Below are 18327 nucleotides of genomic sequence, written 5' to 3' on the forward strand. Positions count from 1 at the left end.
GGCGAAAGCCGGCGCTCAGGCCCTGGCAGCCTCCATCAGGCCGCCCGTCTCAGCGATCTCCTCGGCGAAATGGCAGGCGACCTCGTGACTGCCGACCTGGCGCAGCTCCGGCCGCGTCTCCGCGCAGGCGCCACGCGCAAAGGGGCAGCGGGTGCGGAAGGGGCAGCCGGAGGGCGGGTTGACGGGGCTTGGGACGTCGCCTTCCAGGGTGACCGTGCGGCCGGACTTCGCCGCTTCCTCGGGGATCGAGTGGATCAGCGCCTGCGTATAGGGATGCAGGCGGCCGGCCCAGACATCCTCCGCCGCGCCGATCTCGACGATGCGGCCGAGGTACATCACAGCGATACGGTGCGAGATGTAGCGCACCACGGCAAGGTCGTGGCTGATGAAGAGGTAGGAGAGGCCGAGCTCCTTCTGGATGTCGAGCAGCAGGTTCAGCACCTGCGCCTGTACCGAGACATCGAGCGCCGAGACCGCCTCGTCGCAGACCAGCAGGTTCGGGTTCAAGACCAGTGCCCGCGCGATGGAGACGCGCTGACGCTGCCCGCCGGAAAGCTCGTGCGGCATCCGCTCGAGGTGGTAATCCGACAGGCCGACCTTGTGCGCCGTCTCGATAGCGCGCGTCCGCCGTGCCGAGCGGCTTTCCTCACCGGCGACGCTGAGCGGCTCGGTGATGATGCGATCGACCTGCAGGCGCGGGTTCAGCGCGCCCGACGGGTCCTGGAAGATCATCTGAACGTTGCGGGCGCGCTGCAGACGTGCCGCCTTGCCACGCCCGGCGGTGACGCCCTCGATCTCGACGCTGCCGCCGGTGGGCGTGTCGATGCCGGTGACGCAACGGGCCAGCGTGGACTTGCCGCAGCCGCTTTCGCCGACGAGGCCGAGCGTCTCGCCGCGGGCGATCTCCAGCGAGATGCCGTCGACGGCGCGCAGGGCGCCGCGGGGGGTGTCGTGGTGGACCTGCAGGTCGGTCAGCTTGAGGACGGCACTCATTGGGCAAGCTCCTTGGGCGCATCGGCCTGGCGATCCACCGGGAAGTGGCAGCGCACGGCATGGCCGCCCTGCCCCTCCTCCAGCATCGGGCGGGTCGCGGCGCATGTCTCCTGGGCGTAGGGGCAGCGGTCGCGGAAGACGCAGCCCGCCGGGCGGTCGTCGGGCGCCGGCACGCTGCCGCGAATGTCGGCAAGGCGCGGCGCCCCTGCGGCGAAGCTGCCCGTGGGCCGGGCCGAGATGAGGCCGAGCGTGTAGGGGTGGCGCGGGTTGTCGAGCACTGCCTCGACGGCGCCCTCCTCCACCACCGAGCCGGCATACATCACCACGATGCGGTCGGCGACGAGGCGCACGACATCGAGGTCGTGGGTGATCATGAGCAGGCCGAGGTTCTCCTCGCGCTGCAATTGCGCCAGCAGCTCCAAAATCTGCGCCTGCACGGTCACGTCGAGCGCGGTGGTCGGCTCGTCGGCGATCAGGAGCGCGGGGTTGCAGGCGATGGCCATGGCGATGACGACGCGCTGGCGCATGCCGCCCGACATCTGGTGCGGATATTCGCCCAGCCGCTCCTCGGGGTCGGGGATCTTGACGAGGCGCAGAAGCTCCAGCGCCCGCTCGTGCGCCGCCTTGCGCGAGACGTCGCGGTGGGCGCGCACCATCTCGGCGATCTGGGCACCGATGGTCATCACCGGGTTCAGCGCCGTCAGCGGCTCCTGGAAGATCATGCCCATCTTCTCGCCCCGCAGGCGCCGGAGCTTCCTTTGCGAGAGGCCCTGGATCTCGTCGCCATCCAGCGTGATCGATCCGCCCACGACCTTCAGGTTGCCGGCCAGAAGCCCCATGACGGAGAGCGCCGTCAGCGACTTGCCGCAGCCGCTTTCGCCGACGAGGCCGACCGTCTCGCCCCGGCTGACGGTGAGGCTCATCTGCTCGACGATGGGCGCCTTCGTGCCCTGCCCGATGCGCAGCTTGTCGATCTGCAGGATGGGCGGCTCGCTGCTGGTAATCAGACTCATGTCCGCTCCTTCAGGCGCGGGTTCAGCACGTCGTTGAGCGCATCGCCGATGAGGTTGAGCGCCAGCACGGTCAGCACGAGCGCGACGGCCGGCACGATGGTGATATACGCCTCTGTCCGAAGCTGCTGGCGGCCGACATTGAGCAGCGTGCCCCAGCTCATCACGTTGGGGTCGCCAAGGCCGAGAAAGGCGAGGCTGGCCTCGACGATGATCGCGTTGGCAACGAGGACGGAGGTGGTGACGATGATCGGCGCCATGCAGTTCGGCAGGATCTGCTGGAAGACGATGCGCATGTCGGACATGCCGATGATCTTGCAGGACTGCACGAAGTCATAGGTGCGCAGCCGCAGCACATCGGCCCGCACCAGCCGCGCGATCATCGGCCAGGCGACGATGGAGATCGCGAAGGTGATCGTGGGCAGCGAGGCGCCGATGATGCCGACGATGGCGATCGAGAGCAGGAAGTTCGGGATGGTCTGAAAGGCATCGGTCAGCCGCATCAGCGCGTCATCGACCTTGCCGCCGAAATAGCCCGCGATGGCGCCGACGACGATGCCGACGATCAGCGCGATGGCCGCCGAGGCGATGCCCACGAAGAGCGACACCCGCGCCCCGTAGAAGATGGCGGAGACGATGTCGCGCCCGTAGGTGTCGGTCCCGAGCGGGAAGCGCGGGTCGACGCCGGGGTGCAGGCGCGTCGGGCCGACCATGGCCCAGGGCCCCTCGGGGAAGATCCAGCCCGCCGAGACAGACATCAGGATGATCGCCGCGAGCAGCAGAAGGCCGAAGAGGCCCGAGGGGTGGCGGGCGAGCCGCCGGATATGTGCGAAGGTCCCTGTCATTTCAGGTTCACCCGCGGGTCGAGCACCATGTAGAGCATGTCGATCACGAAATTGACGGTCACCACCGCCAGCGACGAGGTGAAGATCACCCCGAGCAGCAGGTTGGTGTCGCGTTGCAGGACGGCGTCATAGGCCGTGCGGCCCATGCCGGGCAGGCCGAAGACCGTTTCGATCAGCACGGCGCCGCCGACGAGCGAACTCACCTGCAGGCCGGCCATGGTGATGAGCGGCAAAAGCGCGTTGCGCAGGGCGTGCACGTAGAAGACGCGCCCCTCCGAGATGCCCTTGGCGCGGGCGGTGCGCACGAAATCGAGGCGCATCACCTCCAGCATCGAGGCGCGGCCGATGCGGCCGTAGATGGCGATGTAGAAGGTGCAGAGCGCGACGACGGGCAGCGTCAGGTGGCGCGTCACGTCCCAGACATGCTGCCAGCCGGTATAGCCCATGCCGACGCTCTCGTAGCCCGCGATGGGCATGAGCCCGAGCTTCAGCCCGAAGACGAGGATCAGCATGATCGCGACGATGAAACTGGGCGTCGCGTAAAGCAGCAGCATGAAGATGGAGATGCCAAGGTCCACCGGCTTGCCGGCATTGCGGGCGGCGGCGATGCCGAAGAGCGTGCCGATCACCATCGACAGGCTGACCGAGGCGACGACGAGGATCGCCGTCACCGGCAGGCGGGCGAGGATCACATCCGTCACCGGCGCCGCGTTGATGGGCGAATAGCCAAAGTCGAAGGTCGCGAGCAGCCCCATGTAGCGGACGAGCTGGATCACCAGCGGCTGGTCGAGCCCGTAGCGGGCGCGCAGCTCTGCCGTTTGTTCGGCGGTGAGGTCGCGCGTGCCGGCGAGCACGTCGACGAAATCGCCGGGCGCGAGCTTCATCAGGAAGAAGCTGCCGACCATGACCAGAGCCATGACCAAGAGGGCCTGGACCAGCCGGCGCAGGATATAGCGCCCAAGCGGGGAAGACAGGGCCGCGAACGGCCCCGCCTTTTTTGTCCCGTTCCCGGTGATGGGTCCGGAGGTTTGCGTCATTGCTCGACCCAGGTCTGCTTGAGGCTGCCGAGGGCGCCGAGCGCGTCGGGCGCGTAATCATGCACCCTGGTGCTCGCGATCGTGGGCGCCGCGGCGATGTCAATCATCTTGATGATCGGCAGATCCTCGTAGGCGATCCGCTGGAATTCGGCATATTGCGCGATGCGGGCTTCTTCATCCATCTCGATGGCGGCCTCGTTCAAGAGCGCATCGACCTCGGGGTTGTCGTAATGCGCGCCGTTCGAGAAGCCGGTGCCGGGCTGGAAGTTGCTCGACAGGTAGAAGCGGTGCACCCCGATCGTCGGGTCGACGCCCATGGTGGCGGTGTAGAGCACCAGATCGTGGGCCCGCTCCGTCCAGACGGTGGTGACGAAGACGGCGAAGTCCTGCTGGCGCACCTCGATGTCGATCCCGACCTGCCGCAGCACCTCGCGGATATAGGCCGAGGAGTTGATCGCATCCGTGCCCCAGGGCGAGGGATCGAGCATCAGCTTGAAGCGCATGTCGCCCTCGCCGCGCGGGTAGCCCGCCTCGTCGAGCAGCTCGTTGGCCTTGGCAAGGTCGAACGGATAGCTCGGCACGCCCTCGGTCGTGTAGAAGGGCCGCTGGTCGTAGTGCAGCGGCGAGGCGCCGGTCTGGCCCACACCGTAGAAGACGTTTTCGAGGATCCAGTTGGCGTCGATGGCATGGGCGATGGCCTGCCGGACGAGCTTGTTCGAGAGGATCTCGTTCTCGAGGTTGAATTCGAGCTGCATGCCGCTCGGCATCGCCTCGAAGCCGGTGGTGGTCATCTCGAAGCCATCCATCTCGGCGATGCGCAGGATGTCCTGCGTGGGGATCATGCCGAGGAAGATCGCGTCGGTCTGGCCGGATTCCAGCATCGCGGCGCGCGTCGCCGGGTCGGGCACGAATTGCACGATGAAGCGGTCGAGCAGGGGGTAGCCTTCGTCCCAGTAATCCTCGTAGGGCACCATGACGACGGCAGAGCCGATCTCGTAGCTTTCCAGCTTGAAGGGGCCGGTGCCGACGGGGGCCGTGTTCACCGGGTTCTCCATAATGTCGGTGCCCTCGTAGAGGTGTGCCGGCAGGATGGGGCATTCGCGGCTGTCCAGCGCACGCATCATGGCCGGCGAGGGCTTCGAGAGGTTGAAGACCGCGGTGTACTCGTCGGGCGTGTCGACGGAGGTCAGGTTGGCGAAGGTGTTCACGCCGCGCCCGTGGTGGACCTTCAGGACCTCCATGAAGGTGAAGGCGACATCCTTCGAGGTGAAGGGCTCGCCGTCATGCCAGGTGACGCCCTCGCGGAGGGTGAAGGTCACGGTCAGGCCGTCTTCGCTGATCTCCCAGGCGGTGGCGAGCGAGGGCTTCGGCACCATGCCGCTGTCGTAGCCAAGGAGGCCATCGTAGAACTTGGGCGAGAGGAAGCTCTCGGGGCCAGAAGTCGAGATGGCCGAGTTCAGGTAGGTCGGCGCCGGCCAGAAGGGCGTGCGCAGGATGCCGCCCGCGTCCTGGGCGAGCGCGGGGCCGGAGGCCACCATGCCAGCGGGGACAAGGCCGGCGGCGGCGAGGCTGCCGAGGAAACCACGGCGGTTCATTTCAAACGACTTGGACAAGGGTACGTACTCCGTATTGCGCGATGATCGCGAGACAGTCGGGCCCGCCGGTGAGGGTTTTTGGCGGGGCCAGTGGGGGTAGTCGCGGCGCGCATCGCTTGCGCCAGGATAGAGGAACGGGAGGGAGAGGGGCAGGACACAGCTCTGTCAGAGGGCAGCCTCCTCTGACGCCTGCACGCCGGGCCGGCGCGGTTGCGGCAGAAGAGCGCCGAGCTGGCCAGCCAGGGCAATGAGCCGCCGGTCGCTGTACCGCGGTCCGGCGAGGGTGACGCCCACGGGCAGGCCGTTCGGGCCGGTGAGGCCGGGCACGTTGACCGTGGGCATGTGAAGGAGCGTCCAGATCCGGTTGAAGATCGCGGCGCCGGTATCCTGAGGGCCGAGCGGGGCTTCGCCCGGGGCGCTGGGCGTGAGGACCGCATCGAATGGCGCGGCGAGCCGGTCGAACTCCGCGCGGCAGGCGGCGGCAAGGTCGAGCGCGGCGAGGAGGTCGGCACGGCTGTCGCCCCGCTCGTTGCGCAGGATCGAGACGAGCTCTGGGTAGAGCGCGTCGCCGAGCTGGCGCCAGTCTACGAGGAAAGAGCTGCGCATCTCGGCCTGCATGATGACGCGGTGCGCCTCGGTGAGGCCGCCAAACGCCTCCGGCAGCTCCAGCTCGGTCACCTCGGCGCCGGCCCCTTCAAGGGCGCGGGCAGCGGCGGCGATGGCCTCGCGCGTTTCCGGCAGGGCCTTGTCCCAGACGGGCGTCTTGCAGAGCGCGATGCGGGCGCCTTGCAGCGTGGCGGGGGCGGGCACAGCCTCGATCCCCAGCACCTCGGCGATCAGGTCGAGGTCATCGGCACTGCGGGCATACCAGCCGAGCGTGTCGAAGCTGGCGGCGCAGACCTTGAAGCCCTCGGCGCTGACGGCATTCCACGTCGGCTTGATGGCATAGACCCCGCAATAGGAGGCGGGGCGGATCACCGAGCCCCCTGTCTGCGTGCCCAGAGCCACCGGCACCTGCCCGTCGGCCACCGCGGCGGCGGAGCCGGAGGAGGAGCCGCCGGGCGTGCGGGCCGGGTCATGCGGGTTGGTCGTGGCGGCGCGGCGGCCGTTCACGGCGAATTCCACAGTATCGCACTTGCCCATCATCACCGCCCCGGCCTGCCGGAGGATGGCGACGCTGGCGGCGTCGATATTGGGGAAATGCCCTTCGAAATGCGGCGAGTTGAAGCTCGTCGGCATGTCCTTGGTGTAGATGATGTCCTTCACGCCGATGGGCAGCCCGGCGAGCGGCCCCTGCCCCGCCGCCTCGGCCCGCGCCATGGCGGCCTCGGCGTCGAGATAGGTCCAGGCGCGCACTGCGCTGTCACGCTCCCGCCAGCGGGCGAGACAATCGGCCATGAGCGTGCTGGCGGAGAGCGCGCCGGCGCGCATCTCGGCCAGCGCGTCACGGGCGGTCAGCCAGTTGGCAGGGGGGCGCGCGGGGGTCATCAGGCTTCGAGCTCCAGCGCGGTCCACTGCCCGCAGATCTCGGCGCCGGTGGCGGTGGCCACGCCGTCTGTCGCCATGAAGCGGGTCAGCAGGCGGTTCAGCGCGTCGATGCGGCCGGGCTGGCCGATGACCCAGGGCGACAGGGACAGCGACAGGATGCGCCCGCCGCGCTCGCGGCTTTCGGCGAGCAGCATGTCGAAGGCGGCGCCGAGCTGGTATTCGTAATCCTCGATCGGCATGTGCTGCGCGGCGAGGATCTTGTGATCCGACAGGTCGTAGGAGAGCGGCATCTGCGTCAGATCGCCGGCCCGCGTGTGAAACGCGTAGGGCATGTCGTCATTGATCCAGTCGCAGATGTACTGCCCGCCCGCTTCGGCCACGAGATCGGGCGTGATGGCCGATTGCGAATGCGACGGCGAGTGCCAGCCGGTGACGGGCTGGCCGGAGATGTCGCGCAGGGTGGCGAAGGCCTCGGCCACCAGCGCCGTCTCCTCGGCCTCGCTCAGCCCCGAATGGTGCAGATGCCCCATGTCGGTGCCGGCGGCCGCAACCTCCCAGCCCCGTTTCAGCACGTCGGCCATCAGGCGCGGGTAGCGGGTGGCGAGCGCGGAGTTCATCGCCGCCGTCGGGCGGATGCCATTCGCGTCCAGCACCTCCATCAGCCGGTAGATGCCGACGCGATTGCCGTAGTCGCGGCTGGAGTAATCCCAGACGCTGGGCGCCGGGCGCTCCATCGCTCCGATGGGCTTCACCGGGCCGCGGGGCATGTCCATCGGGAAATGCTCCAGATGCACCGTCACCCAGACCATCAGCGAGGCGCCGCCCTGCCACTCGAACTTGGGAAGGTCACGCAGGTAGCGGATGCCGTAGCGGCCCTGATCCATCTGCGGCCCGCGGTTCGGGTAGTCGAAGTAATCGTCTGAAATCAGGCTCATGCCGCGCCCTCCGCATCCATCCAGCTTTGGAAGCTGTCGTAGTAATTCGCCTCGAAATGCGCGGCGATCTCGCGCCCCGTCGCCAGCCAGACCTTGTCGTGGCCGGTGATGTATTTCAGCGCCTCGTCGAGGATGTGCAGCCGGTGCGGCTGGCCGATCAGGTAGGGGTGCAGCGGCAGGCACATGACGGTGCCGCTTTCCTCCCCTTCCGCATAGAGCCGGTCGAAATGGCTCTTGATGATGGAGAGGTAATTGCGCGGCGAGATGTTCTTGAAGTTCAAGACCGGCACGTCGTTGCATTCCATCATGTAAGGCACGCTGACGAGACGGTTCTCGCTGCGGGTCTTCACCGGCATGGGCTGGTCGTCGTGGAAGAGATCGAGCGTGTATTTCACGCCCTCTTCGGCCAGCAGATCCTGCGTCGTCTCGAGGTTCGAGATCGCGGGCGAGAGCCAGCCGTCGAGATCCTGCCCCGAGGCGCGCTTTATGGTCTCGCGGCTGTCGCGGATGATCTGGCGCTGCTGATCCTCCGTCATGTCATAGAGGTAGCGGGTGTTGTAGACGCCGTGGGAGAACAGCTCCCATTCCAGCTCGCAGCAGCGCTCGATGATCTCGGGGAAGTGGTCGCAGACGGCCACGTTCAGCGAGACCGAGCCGCGCACGCCGTGCCGGGCCATGACATCGGCCATGCGGTGAAAGCCGACGCGGTTGCCGTAGTCGCGCATCGAGTAGTTCAGGATATCGGGCTCGGGCCGATACCAGACCTCGCGCGTCGGCGAGGGCGGCGGGGCGTATTCGTAGAACTCGATATTGGGCGCGACCCAGAAGGCCAAGCGCGCGCCGTTCGGCCATTCGATCTTCGGGCGGCCCGTGTAGGGCGCGTAGTCGTAGGAAAAGGGCTCGGCCCAGGCTGTCATGGCTGGTCTCCTGCGGGAAGGCGGGCGGCAAGGCGGGCGAGCACGTCGTCCACCGGCACCACGTCGCCGTATTTGAAGGCGATGTCGTAGAGGTTGGCGTAATGGGCGCCCTCCTCGCGGTCGGCGACCGTTTCTTCGGGCACGCAGACACGGTAGCCGAGCGAGAGCGCATCCATCACCGTGCCGCGCACGCAGCCCGAGGTGGCGCCGCCGGTGACGATCACCGTGTCGACGCGGTGGAAGTTGAAGTAGCTCGGCAGGTGCGTCTCGAAGAAGCACGAGCTCATGCGCTTGTGCAGCTTCAGATCGCCGGGCTCGATGTCGAGCCGCGGGTCGAACTCCGCCTGCGGGCTGTCATGGCCGACCTTGTGCAGCGCCATGTCGCTGGTGGAGAGCTTCGACCACATGCCGGCATCGGAGCCATCCGGCAGATAGGCCACATAGGCCCAGACGACCGGCCCGCCGAGGGCACGCACGGCGCGGGCGAGCGCGTTGGTTGCCTCGAACTGGCGGGGGTGGCCGGCGTAGGCCGAGGAGAAGGTCGCGGTATCCGTATAGCGGCGCTGCAGGTCGACATTGATGAGTGCGATGGTCTCGCCGAGCCCCCGGGCGGGGACGCGCGGGTTGGCCTGATAGTCGCGGAAGATCTGCCTGGAGGTCTTGTCGGTCGGCTGCATCAGCGCGCCTCCATCGACAGCGGCGCGCCATGGGTGAGCGCGGCGTCGAAGGTGGCCGCCTCGGGGCCGGTGAGCACGACCTCGAGGATGCCGCCGCCGGCGCGGCCGCCGGGCGTATCGAGCGGCAGCACCTCCACCCAGCCATCGGCGAAGGCGTAGCGGCCCGGCGCGGTCTCTTCGCAGCCGATGACCTTCAGAGCCTCGCCAACCGCGCTTGCATCGCCGGTGGTCAGGCGCAGGCCGACCATGCCGGTCGCACCGTTGGCATGCGGCTTCGGCGCGGGGATGCGGGCATCCCGGCCCTCGACATCACTCACGACGAACGGCAGCGCCACGTCGCCGCCGGCGCCGCGCCCGCACATCAGCAGGTCGAGCCCCCAGGGGGTGCCGTCGGCGATGACATTCGCCACCCGCACCGGACCCTTCACGGGGTGCCCCGCCGCCGCCAGCTCCGCGGCGGTCTCGGCCACTTCGGGCAGCGTGAAGCTCCAGTCGGCCAGACCTTCGCCGGCGGAGAGCACCTCGCCAAGCCGGTGGGCGGCCTGATCCTCGGGCGTCGCGAAGGAGGTCAGCAGGATGTAGCTGCCATCCTCGAAGGAGACGAAGCGGAAGCGCGTCTTGCCATGCTCGGTATCGGCGCGCTCCTGCACGGTGAAGCCGAGCGCGGTGAAGTCGGCCTCGGCAGCGGCGAGGTCATCCACGAGCAGGACGATATGGTCGAAGGGGGTGGTCATGTCAGGCGGTCTTTCGGGTCTTGATCTCGGGGGGCTGAGTGACGCGCAGGGATGGCAGCGGCCCCTCATAGCGCTCCACCTCGACGAGGCAGGATTGTGCGGCGCAGCCCTGCCCCAGCTCTGACGAGCCGATGTCGCGGGTCAGCACGTTGGGGTTGGAGTTGCGGTCGAGCGGGCCGTCGGGGTCATAGGTGGCGCCGGTCGGCAAGAGCACGACGCCCGGCATCACGCCGTCATCGAACCTGGCGATGGCGAGGCAAGCGCCGCGGGAGTTGAACACCCGCAAGGCGTCGCCCTCGGCAATGCCGCGCGCGGCGGCGTCGGCGGGGTTGATCTGCAGGCACTCGCGGTCCTGCACCTTGCCCTCGCGCGAGGGGGCGGAGAAATCCATCTGCCCGTGCAGCTTGCGGGCGGGCTGCGGCGACAGAAGATGCAGCGGCGCCTCTGCCGTCGCCGCGCCCAGCCACTCCTCGGGGTCGAGCCAGACGGGGTGGCCGGTCTGGCCCGGCTCGGCGGCGGCCTGCGCGGAATAAAGCTCGATCTTGCCCGAGGGGGTGTGCAGCGGATGCGCGTCCGGGTCGGCGCGGAAATCGGCGAGCATCACGTAATCCTCGGCCGGCTTGGGCATCTTCAGATAGCCCTGCGCCCAGAACTCCGCGAAGCTCGGCGGGTTGATCCCGCGCGCCGCCAGCGTGTCGCTGATCTTGCCCCAGGTCTGCGCCAGCCACTCGGGCTGCGTCTTGCCACCGGTGAAGGCCTCGCCCTGCCCCAGCCGTTCGGCGAGATCGGCGAAGATGGCGTAATCGTCGCGCGCGCCGGCGTTGGGCTCGACGAGCTTGTGCATCGCCAGCATGTAGCGGTCGCGCGAGGCGCCGCCGATATCGTCGCGCTCCAGCGTCACGGTGGTGGGCAGCACAATGTCGGCGTGGCGGGCCGTCGCCGTCCAGTAGCCTTCGTTGACGATGATCGTCTCGGGCTGGCGGAAGGCCTCGCGCAGGCGGTTGAGATCCTGATGGTGGTGGAACGGGTTGCCGCCGGCCCAGTAGACGAGCTTCACCTCCGGGTAGGTGCGCGTCTCGCCGTCGTAGCGATACTTCGTGCCCGGGTTCAGCAGCATGTCGGAGACCCGGGCGCAGGGGATCGACTGGCCAGTGGGGTTGCCCAGCGTCGGCAGGCCGAAGAGCGGTGTGCGGTAATTGGGGTTGCCCATGGCGTTGGACGAGCCGTAGCCGAAGGCGAAGCCGCCGCCCGGCAGACCCACCTGCCCCAGCACGCAGGCCAGCGCGATGGCGGCCCAGTAGGGCTGCTCGCCGTGGCGGGCGCGCTGCAGGCTCCAGTTCGCGGCAACCATCACGCGCTTGCCGGGCAGATCGCGCGCCAGTTCGCGGATGCGCGCGGCGTCGATGCCGGTCAGCTCCGCCGCCCATTCGGGCGTCTTGGTGACGCCGTCGCTCTCGCCGGCGAGATAGGCAAGGTAGCCCTCGTGGCCGCTGGTGTAGCGGGCGAGGAAGTCCGTATCGACCTTGCCCTCGGCCACGATCACCTGCGTCAGCGCCATCATCAGCGCCGCATCGCTGTTCGGGCGGACGGGCAGCCATTCCACGCCGAAGCGGTCTTCGACATCCTTGCGGTAGGGCGAGATGTTGATGCAGCGGGGGCCGCCGGTGGCGCCGCCCATGAAGCTGTCATAGACATGCGCGCCGACGCCGCCGGACTGGATCTCCCAGTTCTTGGCGGGCAGCCCGCCGAAGGCGAGGAAGATGTCGCACTCGGCCTTGATCGAGGCCAGCGAAGTGACCGACGAGCCGATCATCCCCTGCCCCACGATGCGCGGCAGAAAGGCCATCGCGGCGCCGTAGGAATAATTCGTTTCCTGATCGACGAACCCGCCGATGGCGCCGAAGAAGCGGCGCACCAGCGTGCGCGCATGATGCAGGCGCCCGGCGCTCGACCAGCCGTAGGAGCCGCCGAAGAGCGCGCCGTTGCCATGCGCCTCGCGCACCCGACCGATCTCTCCGGCGACGAGATCAAGCGCCTCGTCCCACGAGACCTCGACATAGGTGTCATCGCCGCGCGCCGCGCCGCCGTCACCGTCGAGCCAGCCCTGCCGCACCACGGGCTGCGTGACGCGCAAGGGCGCATCCAGCATCTCGGGCCAGGCCTCGTTCATGCGGCTCGGGCGCGGGTCATGCTCGAACGGGTGGATCTTCACGACCTTGCCCTCCGCGACCTCGGCCCGGAACGCGCCCCAATGCGAGGCGGACAGGGGAAGATGCGATGTGTCGGTCATGAAGGCCCTCGGCAAAAGGTGGCCGCGACGCGGCTGTTGAGACGACGCTAGGAAATAACATTTATGCCGTCAACGCCGGCCTTGACGTGCTAGACGTTATATACCAACCTCAATCACAAGATCGCCGCAACGGCACAATTTTTGTGCAAACCGGCGGCACCCTGCGGACGGAAGGCTCCTTCGTGAAACGCTTCAACGTCAGACAGATCGAGGCTTTCCGGGCGATCATCACGCTCGGCAGCATGACCAAGGCTGCGGAATCGTTGGGCATTTCTCAGCCCGCCGTGTCGCGACTCATGGTCGACTTTCAAGAGGCGGTCGGGTTCAAGCTGTTCCGCCGCTCACGCGGAGGCGCCGAGCCCACCGAAGATGCGCGCCGCCTTTTTGAGCTGGTCGACAAATTCTTCGTCGGCCTTGACGAGATGAACGAAGAGGTGCGCTCCATCAAGGCGCTGGCGAGCGGCACGGTTACCATCGCCGCGATGGGCCCCTACGACAACGGCCTGCTGCCCGAGATCGTGGCGCGCTTCCGCGAGGATTACCCCGACATCTCCATCCGGCTCGAAAGCCAGCCGCAGGGCCGGATCAGCGAATGGGTGGCGACGCGTCGGGCCGATATCGGCTTCGTCTCGCTGCCGATCTCGAACGGTCAGGTCACCGTGCACGAGCTGCTGACCATGCCGGCGCTCTGCGTCATGCCGGCGGGGCACAGGCTGGCCGAGAAGACAGAGATCAAGGCCGAGGACCTGGCGGACGAGAGTTTCGTCAGCTTCCCGCGCGGCGCGCCCTTCCGCTTCGAGACCGACAGCCTGTTCGAGAAGCGCGGCATCGACCGGCGCCTGCGCACCGAGGCGACGACGCATGAGGCGGTCTGCAACCTTGTCGCCTCCGGGCTCGGCATCTCCATCGTCAGCCCGTATTCGCCGCATCTGCGGCGCAACCCGCGGCTCGAGTTCCGCCCCTTCCTGCCCGCCATGCCCATCACCCTGGGCATGATCGCCGATGAGGAGACCCTCTCCATCGCGGCGCAGACCTTCCATGCCTTCGTTCTGAAACGCGCGTCCTCGCTCAAGGACTCGCTCAAGACGACCGCCGGCTGACCCTTTCACGATACTGGACCCACGAATGAACGCCCCCTCTTCCCCGCAAGCCGATTTCTCCGTCACCCCGCTCGAGACCGAGGTGGTCATCGTGGGGGGCGGCATTGTCGGCGCCTCGACCGCGCTGTTCCTCGCCAAGAAGGGCATCCCCGTCACGCTCTGCGAGAAGGGCGTGCTGGGTGAGGAGCAATCGGGCCGCAACTGGGGCTGGGTGCGCAAGATGGGGCGCGACCCGCGCGAAGTGCCCTTGATGAAGCTGGCGATGGATCTTTGGGGCCAGCTCGATGGCATGGTGCAAGACGATGTCGGCTTCCGCGTGCGCGGCATCACCTATTTCGTCAATGAAGAGAAAGACCTCTCGCGCTACGAGGAATGGATGAAGGAGGTCGCGCAATACGATCTCGACACCCATTGGGTCAGCAAGTCCGAGATCGGCAAATACGCCCCCGGCAGCACGCGCGAATTCGGTGGCGGCCTGCACACCCCGTCGGATGGCTTCGCCGAGCCGCATGTCGCCACCAAGCGCATCGCCCGCGGCGCCGAGAAGCTGGGCGCCCGCATCATCGAGGGCTGCGCGGTGCGCGGCTTCGAGACGGAAGGCGGGAAGATCAGCGAGGTCGTCACCGAGAAGGGCCGCATCAAGTGCAAGACGGTCGTGCTCGCCGGCGGCATCTGGTCATCGCTCTTCGCGCGCAGCATCGATGTGAAGATGCCGCAGCTGAAGATGCTCAGCCAGGTCATGCGCACGCGGCCCATCGACGGCATGCTCAAGGGCTGCGGCTCCGGCCCGGGCTTCGGCTTTCGCGAGCGGCTCGACGGCGGCTACAACGTCGGCATGCGCTCGGCCCATGCGGTCGACATCGTGCCCGACAGCTTCCGTTTCGTGAAAGACTACGTGCCGGCGCTGAAGAACGAGTGGCGGGCGATGAAATTCCGCATCGGCAAGCGCAGCTTCCAGGAAGTGAACATGGAGCGCGGCTGGAAGTTGGACCAGCGCTCGCCTTTCGAGACCTACCGCATCATGCGGCCCGAGCCGGGGCACAAGATCCTCGATCAGGCCACGATCAACTTCAAGGCGCTCTTCCCGCAGTTCAAGGACATGCAGGTGAACGAGCGCATGAGCGCGTGGATCGACGTGACGCCGGACGCCATCCCGGTGATTTCGCCGGTCGAGGCGATCCCGGGCTTCTTCATCTCCACCGGCTACTCGGGCCACGGCTTCGGCATCGCGCCCGGAGCGGGCCAGTTGATGACCGACCTCATCACCGGCGACGCGCCCTGCGTCGATCCGAAGCCCTTCCGGCACAGCCGCTTCATCGACGGCTCGGAGATCAAGCACTGGCCGATCGGGTTCTGAGCCATGGACAAGTATCTGGTAGAGCCCGAGTGGCTGGAGGCTGAGCTCGGCACCGACGATCTCGTGGTGCTCGATTGCTCGTGGTACATCCCCGAGGCCGGCAAGCGCGGCTTGGACGAGTTCCGCGAGCGGCATATCCCCGGCGCGCGCTTCTTCGATCTCGACGCCGCCTCGGACGCGGCCTCGCCTTACGTGAACATGCTGCCGAGCGCCGAGGTCTTCGCGGCTGTTGCCGCGTCGCTCGGCATCGGGGCGCAGACGCGGGTGGTCATCTACGACAGCTCCTACGTCTCCGCCCGCGTCTGGTGGATGTTCCGCCATTTCGGCCATGCCGAGGTCGCGGTGCTGAACGGCGGCATCAAGCGCTGGCTGGCCGAGGGGCGCCCGGTGGAAGCCGGCGAGCCCGCCCCCGCCCCGCAGGCGACCTTCCCGCCGCGCGCGCCGCAAGACGACGTGGCAGGCTGGGAGGAGGTGCTCGGTGCACTGCAAACCGGTAGCGCCACCCTGCTGGACGCCCGCACCGCCGAACGCTTCACCGGCGAATTACCCTCGGGCTACCCCGGCGTTGCCGGCGGCCACATGCCCGGCGCCGTGAACCTGCCTTGGGGCAAGCTCCTGCCGCAGCAGGGCGATTTCACCTTCACCGCCCCGGAAAAAACCCGCGCCCTTCTCGCCGAGACCGGCGTGCCGGAGGACGGCCCCGTGATCGCGACCTGCGGCTCGGGCGTGACCGCCGCCATCCTGCTCTTCCAGCTCGCCCGCGCCGGGCGAACGGATGTGCGCCTCTATGACGGCTCATGGCACGAATGGGGCCAGCGCGTCGATTTGCCGAAGGAAAGCCTGTGAAGACCGACACCAAGCTCGTCACCGCCGGCCGTCCGCACGGCGCCTCCCCCGCCCCGGTGAACCCGCCTGTCGTGCGGGCCTCGACCTTCCTTTTCGACAGCCTCGAAAGCTTCCAGACCGCCGCGAAGACCCCCTTCGACGGGGCGTTCTACGGCCGCGTCGGCACGCCCACGACCTTCGCCTTCGAAGAGGCGATCTGCGCGCTGGAGGGCGGCCACCGCTCGATCGCCACCGCCTCGGGCCTCGCCGCCATCACCGCCACGATCACGGCCTTCGCCGAGGCGGGCGGGCATCTTCTGGTGCCCGACACCGTCTACGAGCCGGTGCGCCGCTTCTGCACGCGCACGCTGGGGCGGATGGGCATCGCCACCACCTTCTACGACCCCGGCATCGGGGCGGGCATCGCCAAGCTGATCACCGAGGCGACGACGCTGATCTACCTTGAAAGCCCCGGCTCGGGCACCTTCGAGGTGCAGGACATCCCGGCCATCGTCTCCGTCGCCAAGGCGCGCGGCATCGCCACGGCCATCGACGCCACCTGGGCGACGCCGCTCTACCTGCAACCACTGTCGCTTGGGGTGGACGTGTCGATCCATGCCGCGACGAAGTATATCGTCGGCCATTCCGACGGCATGCTCGGTGTGCTCACGACCAACGCCGCCGTCTACGACAAGGTCCGCGCCGCGGCGCAGGATATGGGCGGCTGCGCGGGCGTAGAGGAATGCAACCTCGCGCTGCGGGGCCTGCGCACGCTTGGCGTGCGGCTGGAGCGGCAGGGCGCGGCGGCGCTGGAGCTGGCCGAATGGCTGGAGACCCGCCCCGAGGTCGCCCGGGTGCTGCACCCGGCCCTGCCCAGCTTCCCGGGCCACGAGATCTGGGCGCGCGACTTCGCGGGCTCCTCGGGCCTGTTCTCCATCGAGCTCGCCTCGCGCCACCCCGATGCCGCGGGGCTCTTCATCGACAGCCTGCAGCACTTCTCTATCGGCTTTTCCTGGGGCGGCTTCGAGAGCCTCGTGCTGCCGATGCATCCCGAGAGCCGGACTTTGCCGCTCTGGAACGATCTCGGCCCGGTGATCAGGCTGCAGATCGGGCTGGAGGCGGAGGACGACCTGAAGGCCGACCTCACCCAGGCACTGAGCGGGCTTAAGGCGCTGGCATAGCGAAGCGGCGGGCGTCCGGTCTTCTGGGGCCACCTGCCCCAGTGGCCGCGTGCGCTCGCCCGCCGTATCGAAGATCGAGATCCAAACGGCAGAACGCTCCAGGCCTATACGATCACCGCCGGCGATGACGCGGTCTGACCAGTAGCCGCCGACGCACCGGGACCACCCGGTCCATGTGTGCGGCAGGCGCTTAGCTTGGCTGTCGCCCCCGTTAGCTGACGAGCCCGAGGCGATCCCCACCGCATCTGCTTGCCCGTCAGGCACCGCCGCTCCAGAGCAGCCTCAGATGACGCCCGCGCCAGAGACCGCCCTTTCCCCGGACCGACTTTCCGCCCAGAGTGCACCGACAACGCCGCTCGGCCCGCAGACCTGACCTGAAAGACCGCCCCATGACCTATGTTCTCACCGTCCACTGCACCGCCCGGCGCGGGATCGTCGCCGCCATCTCCGGCTTTCTCGCCGAGCAGGGCTGCAACATCACCGATGCCGCCCAGTTCGACGATACCGAGACGGGCAGCTTCTTCGCCCGCATCAGCTTTCAGGCCGAGACCGGCGCCGAGCTGGAGACGCTGCGCACCGGCTTCGGCCCCATCGCCGAGAGCTTCGGTATGGAATGGGGCATCCACGACAGCGCCGACCGGATGAAGGTTCTCATCATGGTCTCGAACTTCGGCCATTGCCTGAACGACCTGCTCTATCGCTGGCGGATCGGCGCGCTGCCCATCGAGATTGTGGGCGTCATCTCCAACCACATGACCTACCAGAAGGTGGTCGTGAACCACGACCTGCCCTTCCACCACATCAAGGTCACCAAGGAGAACAAGGCACAGGCCGAGGCGCAGCTGCTGCAGGTGGTGGAGGACAGCGGCGCCGAGCTCGTCGTGCTGGCCCGCTACATGCAGATCCTGTCGGACAGCCTCTGCCGCAAGATGTCGGGGCGGATCATCAACATCCACCATTCCTTCCTGCCGAGCTTCAAGGGTGCGAACCCCTACAAGCAGGCCTTCGAGCGCGGCGTGAAGCTCATCGGCGCGACGTCCCACTACGTGACCGCCGATCTCGACGAGGGGCCGATCATCGAGCAGGACACGACGCGGGTGACCCATGCGCAGAGCCCGTCGGACTACGTCTCGCTCGGCCGCGATGTCGAGGCTCAGGTGCTGGCGCGGGCCGTGCATGCCCATGCGCAGCACCGGGTGTTCCTGAACAAGGAGAAGACAGTCGTCTTTCCCGCCAGCCCCGGCGCCTACGCCTCCGACCGGATGGGCTGAGGCCCCTGCCCGGGCAGGGCGAGGTCTGGAAGCCGTCCTCGGGCAGGCGCTACTGACGAAGCCGAAGTGCTG

At 67.9% G+C, this 18327-nt stretch carries 16 protein-coding genes; 5 read left to right on the forward strand and 11 right to left on the reverse strand.

Translation table 11 applies throughout. From position 1 onward, the window contains the following. Positions 1 to 15: 15 nt before the first annotated feature. The 11 genes from ACXN5S_RS07150 to ACXN5S_RS07200 form a co-directional block, all read right to left on the reverse strand. Positions 16 to 993, reverse strand: coding sequence for an ABC transporter ATP-binding protein (locus ACXN5S_RS07150; RefSeq protein ID WP_458604715.1), 978 nt, complete (start codon positions 991 to 993; stop codon positions 16 to 18). Beyond that, positions 990 to 2006 carry an ABC transporter ATP-binding protein gene (locus ACXN5S_RS07155; RefSeq protein ID WP_458604716.1) on the reverse strand — a complete coding sequence of 339 codons (1017 nt, stop codon included), beginning with the start codon at positions 2004 to 2006 and terminating at the stop codon, positions 990 to 992. The genes ACXN5S_RS07150 and ACXN5S_RS07155 overlap by 4 nt, the downstream gene beginning before the upstream one ends. After that, positions 2003 to 2848, reverse strand: coding sequence for an ABC transporter permease (locus ACXN5S_RS07160; protein ID WP_458604717.1), 846 nt, complete (start codon positions 2846 to 2848; stop codon positions 2003 to 2005). The genes ACXN5S_RS07155 and ACXN5S_RS07160 overlap by 4 nt, the downstream gene beginning before the upstream one ends. After that, a complete protein-coding gene (locus ACXN5S_RS07165) occupies positions 2845 to 3885 on the reverse strand; it encodes an ABC transporter permease (RefSeq protein WP_458604718.1) in 1041 nt (346 codons plus the stop codon). The genes ACXN5S_RS07160 and ACXN5S_RS07165 overlap by 4 nt, the downstream gene beginning before the upstream one ends. Next, positions 3882 to 5480, reverse strand: coding sequence for an ABC transporter substrate-binding protein (locus tag ACXN5S_RS07170; RefSeq protein ID WP_458604719.1), 1599 nt, complete (start codon positions 5478 to 5480; stop codon positions 3882 to 3884). The genes ACXN5S_RS07165 and ACXN5S_RS07170 overlap by 4 nt, the downstream gene beginning before the upstream one ends. Before the next feature lie 165 nt (positions 5481 to 5645). Continuing rightward, positions 5646 to 6968 (reverse strand): amidase, encoded by a 1323-nt coding sequence (locus ACXN5S_RS07175; RefSeq protein ID WP_458604720.1) that lies wholly within the window; start codon positions 6966 to 6968, stop codon positions 5646 to 5648. Continuing rightward, on the reverse strand, positions 6968 to 7903 hold the full coding sequence (locus ACXN5S_RS07180) for a polysaccharide deacetylase family protein (RefSeq protein WP_458604721.1): 936 nt from the start codon (positions 7901 to 7903) through the stop codon (positions 6968 to 6970). Before ACXN5S_RS07180 ends, ACXN5S_RS07175 begins: the two co-directional genes overlap by 1 nt. Continuing rightward, entirely contained in the window at positions 7900 to 8820 is a 921-nt protein-coding gene (locus ACXN5S_RS07185; protein ID WP_458604722.1) for a polysaccharide deacetylase family protein, read from the reverse strand. The genes ACXN5S_RS07180 and ACXN5S_RS07185 overlap by 4 nt, the downstream gene beginning before the upstream one ends. After that, complete coding sequence (locus tag ACXN5S_RS07190) at positions 8817 to 9497, reverse strand: isochorismatase family protein (protein ID WP_458604723.1); 681 nt, start codon at positions 9495 to 9497, stop codon at positions 8817 to 8819. The genes ACXN5S_RS07185 and ACXN5S_RS07190 overlap by 4 nt, the downstream gene beginning before the upstream one ends. After that, complete coding sequence (locus ACXN5S_RS07195; protein WP_458604724.1) at positions 9497 to 10231, reverse strand: VOC family protein; 735 nt, start codon at positions 10229 to 10231, stop codon at positions 9497 to 9499. The genes ACXN5S_RS07190 and ACXN5S_RS07195 overlap by 1 nt, the downstream gene beginning before the upstream one ends. A gap of 1 nt (position 10232) precedes the next feature. Then, positions 10233 to 12521 (reverse strand): molybdopterin-dependent oxidoreductase, encoded by a 2289-nt coding sequence (locus tag ACXN5S_RS07200; protein ID WP_458604725.1) that lies wholly within the window; start codon positions 12519 to 12521, stop codon positions 10233 to 10235. 182 nt (positions 12522 to 12703) lie between these two features. Here ACXN5S_RS07200 and ACXN5S_RS07205 point away from each other — a divergent pair, with 182 nt between their 5' ends. The 5 genes from ACXN5S_RS07205 (at position 12704) to purU (ending at position 18255) form a co-directional block, all read left to right on the forward strand. Next, a complete protein-coding gene (locus ACXN5S_RS07205; RefSeq protein ID WP_458604726.1) occupies positions 12704 to 13621 on the forward strand; it encodes a LysR family transcriptional regulator in 918 nt (305 codons plus the stop codon). 25 nt (positions 13622 to 13646) lie between these two features. After that, on the forward strand, positions 13647 to 14978 hold the full coding sequence (locus ACXN5S_RS07210; protein ID WP_458604727.1) for an NAD(P)/FAD-dependent oxidoreductase: 1332 nt from the start codon (positions 13647 to 13649) through the stop codon (positions 14976 to 14978). A 3-nt stretch (positions 14979 to 14981) separates the two neighbouring features. Continuing rightward, positions 14982 to 15824, forward strand: a complete 843-nt coding sequence (locus ACXN5S_RS07215) for a sulfurtransferase (RefSeq protein WP_458604728.1) — start codon at positions 14982 to 14984, stop codon at positions 15822 to 15824. Next, the gene (metC, locus tag ACXN5S_RS07220; RefSeq protein ID WP_458604729.1) at positions 15821 to 16984 is read left to right on the forward strand and encodes a cystathionine beta-lyase; all 1164 of its coding nucleotides are present in this window, start codon (positions 15821 to 15823) and stop codon (positions 16982 to 16984) included. Before ACXN5S_RS07215 ends, metC begins: the two co-directional genes overlap by 4 nt. 389 nt (positions 16985 to 17373) lie before the next feature. Next, positions 17374 to 18255 (forward strand): formyltetrahydrofolate deformylase, encoded by an 882-nt coding sequence (gene purU, locus ACXN5S_RS07225; RefSeq protein WP_458604730.1) that lies wholly within the window; start codon positions 17374 to 17376, stop codon positions 18253 to 18255. The last annotated feature ends 72 nt before the right edge of the window (positions 18256 to 18327 follow it).

Source organism: Pseudoroseicyclus sp. H15, assembly GCF_054353345.1.

Coding starts and splice junctions, on each gene's coding strand:
- ACXN5S_RS07150 (WP_458604715.1), bottom strand. CDS start 993: ATGAGTGCCGTCCTCAAGCTGACCGACCTGCAGGTCCACCACGACACC.
- ACXN5S_RS07155 (WP_458604716.1), bottom strand. CDS start 2,006: ATGAGTCTGATTACCAGCAGCGAGCCGCCCATCCTGCAGATCGACAAG.
- ACXN5S_RS07160 (WP_458604717.1), bottom strand. CDS start 2,848: ATGACAGGGACCTTCGCACATATCCGGCGGCTCGCCCGCCACCCCTCG.
- ACXN5S_RS07165 (WP_458604718.1), bottom strand. CDS start 3,885: ATGACGCAAACCTCCGGACCCATCACCGGGAACGGGACAAAAAAGGCG.
- ACXN5S_RS07170 (WP_458604719.1), bottom strand. CDS start 5,480: ATGAACCGCCGTGGTTTCCTCGGCAGCCTCGCCGCCGCCGGCCTTGTC.
- ACXN5S_RS07175 (WP_458604720.1), bottom strand. CDS start 6,968: ATGACCCCCGCGCGCCCCCCTGCCAACTGGCTGACCGCCCGTGACGCG.
- ACXN5S_RS07180 (WP_458604721.1), bottom strand. CDS start 7,903: ATGAGCCTGATTTCAGACGATTACTTCGACTACCCGAACCGCGGGCCG.
- ACXN5S_RS07185 (WP_458604722.1), bottom strand. CDS start 8,820: ATGACAGCCTGGGCCGAGCCCTTTTCCTACGACTACGCGCCCTACACG.
- ACXN5S_RS07190 (WP_458604723.1), bottom strand. CDS start 9,497: ATGCAGCCGACCGACAAGACCTCCAGGCAGATCTTCCGCGACTATCAG.
- ACXN5S_RS07195 (WP_458604724.1), bottom strand. CDS start 10,231: ATGACCACCCCCTTCGACCATATCGTCCTGCTCGTGGATGACCTCGCC.
- ACXN5S_RS07200 (WP_458604725.1), bottom strand. CDS start 12,521: ATGACCGACACATCGCATCTTCCCCTGTCCGCCTCGCATTGGGGCGCG.
- ACXN5S_RS07210 (WP_458604727.1), top strand. CDS start 13,647: ATGAACGCCCCCTCTTCCCCGCAAGCCGATTTCTCCGTCACCCCGCTC.
- ACXN5S_RS07215 (WP_458604728.1), top strand. CDS start 14,982: ATGGACAAGTATCTGGTAGAGCCCGAGTGGCTGGAGGCTGAGCTCGGC.
- purU (WP_458604730.1), top strand. CDS start 17,374: ATGACCTATGTTCTCACCGTCCACTGCACCGCCCGGCGCGGGATCGTC.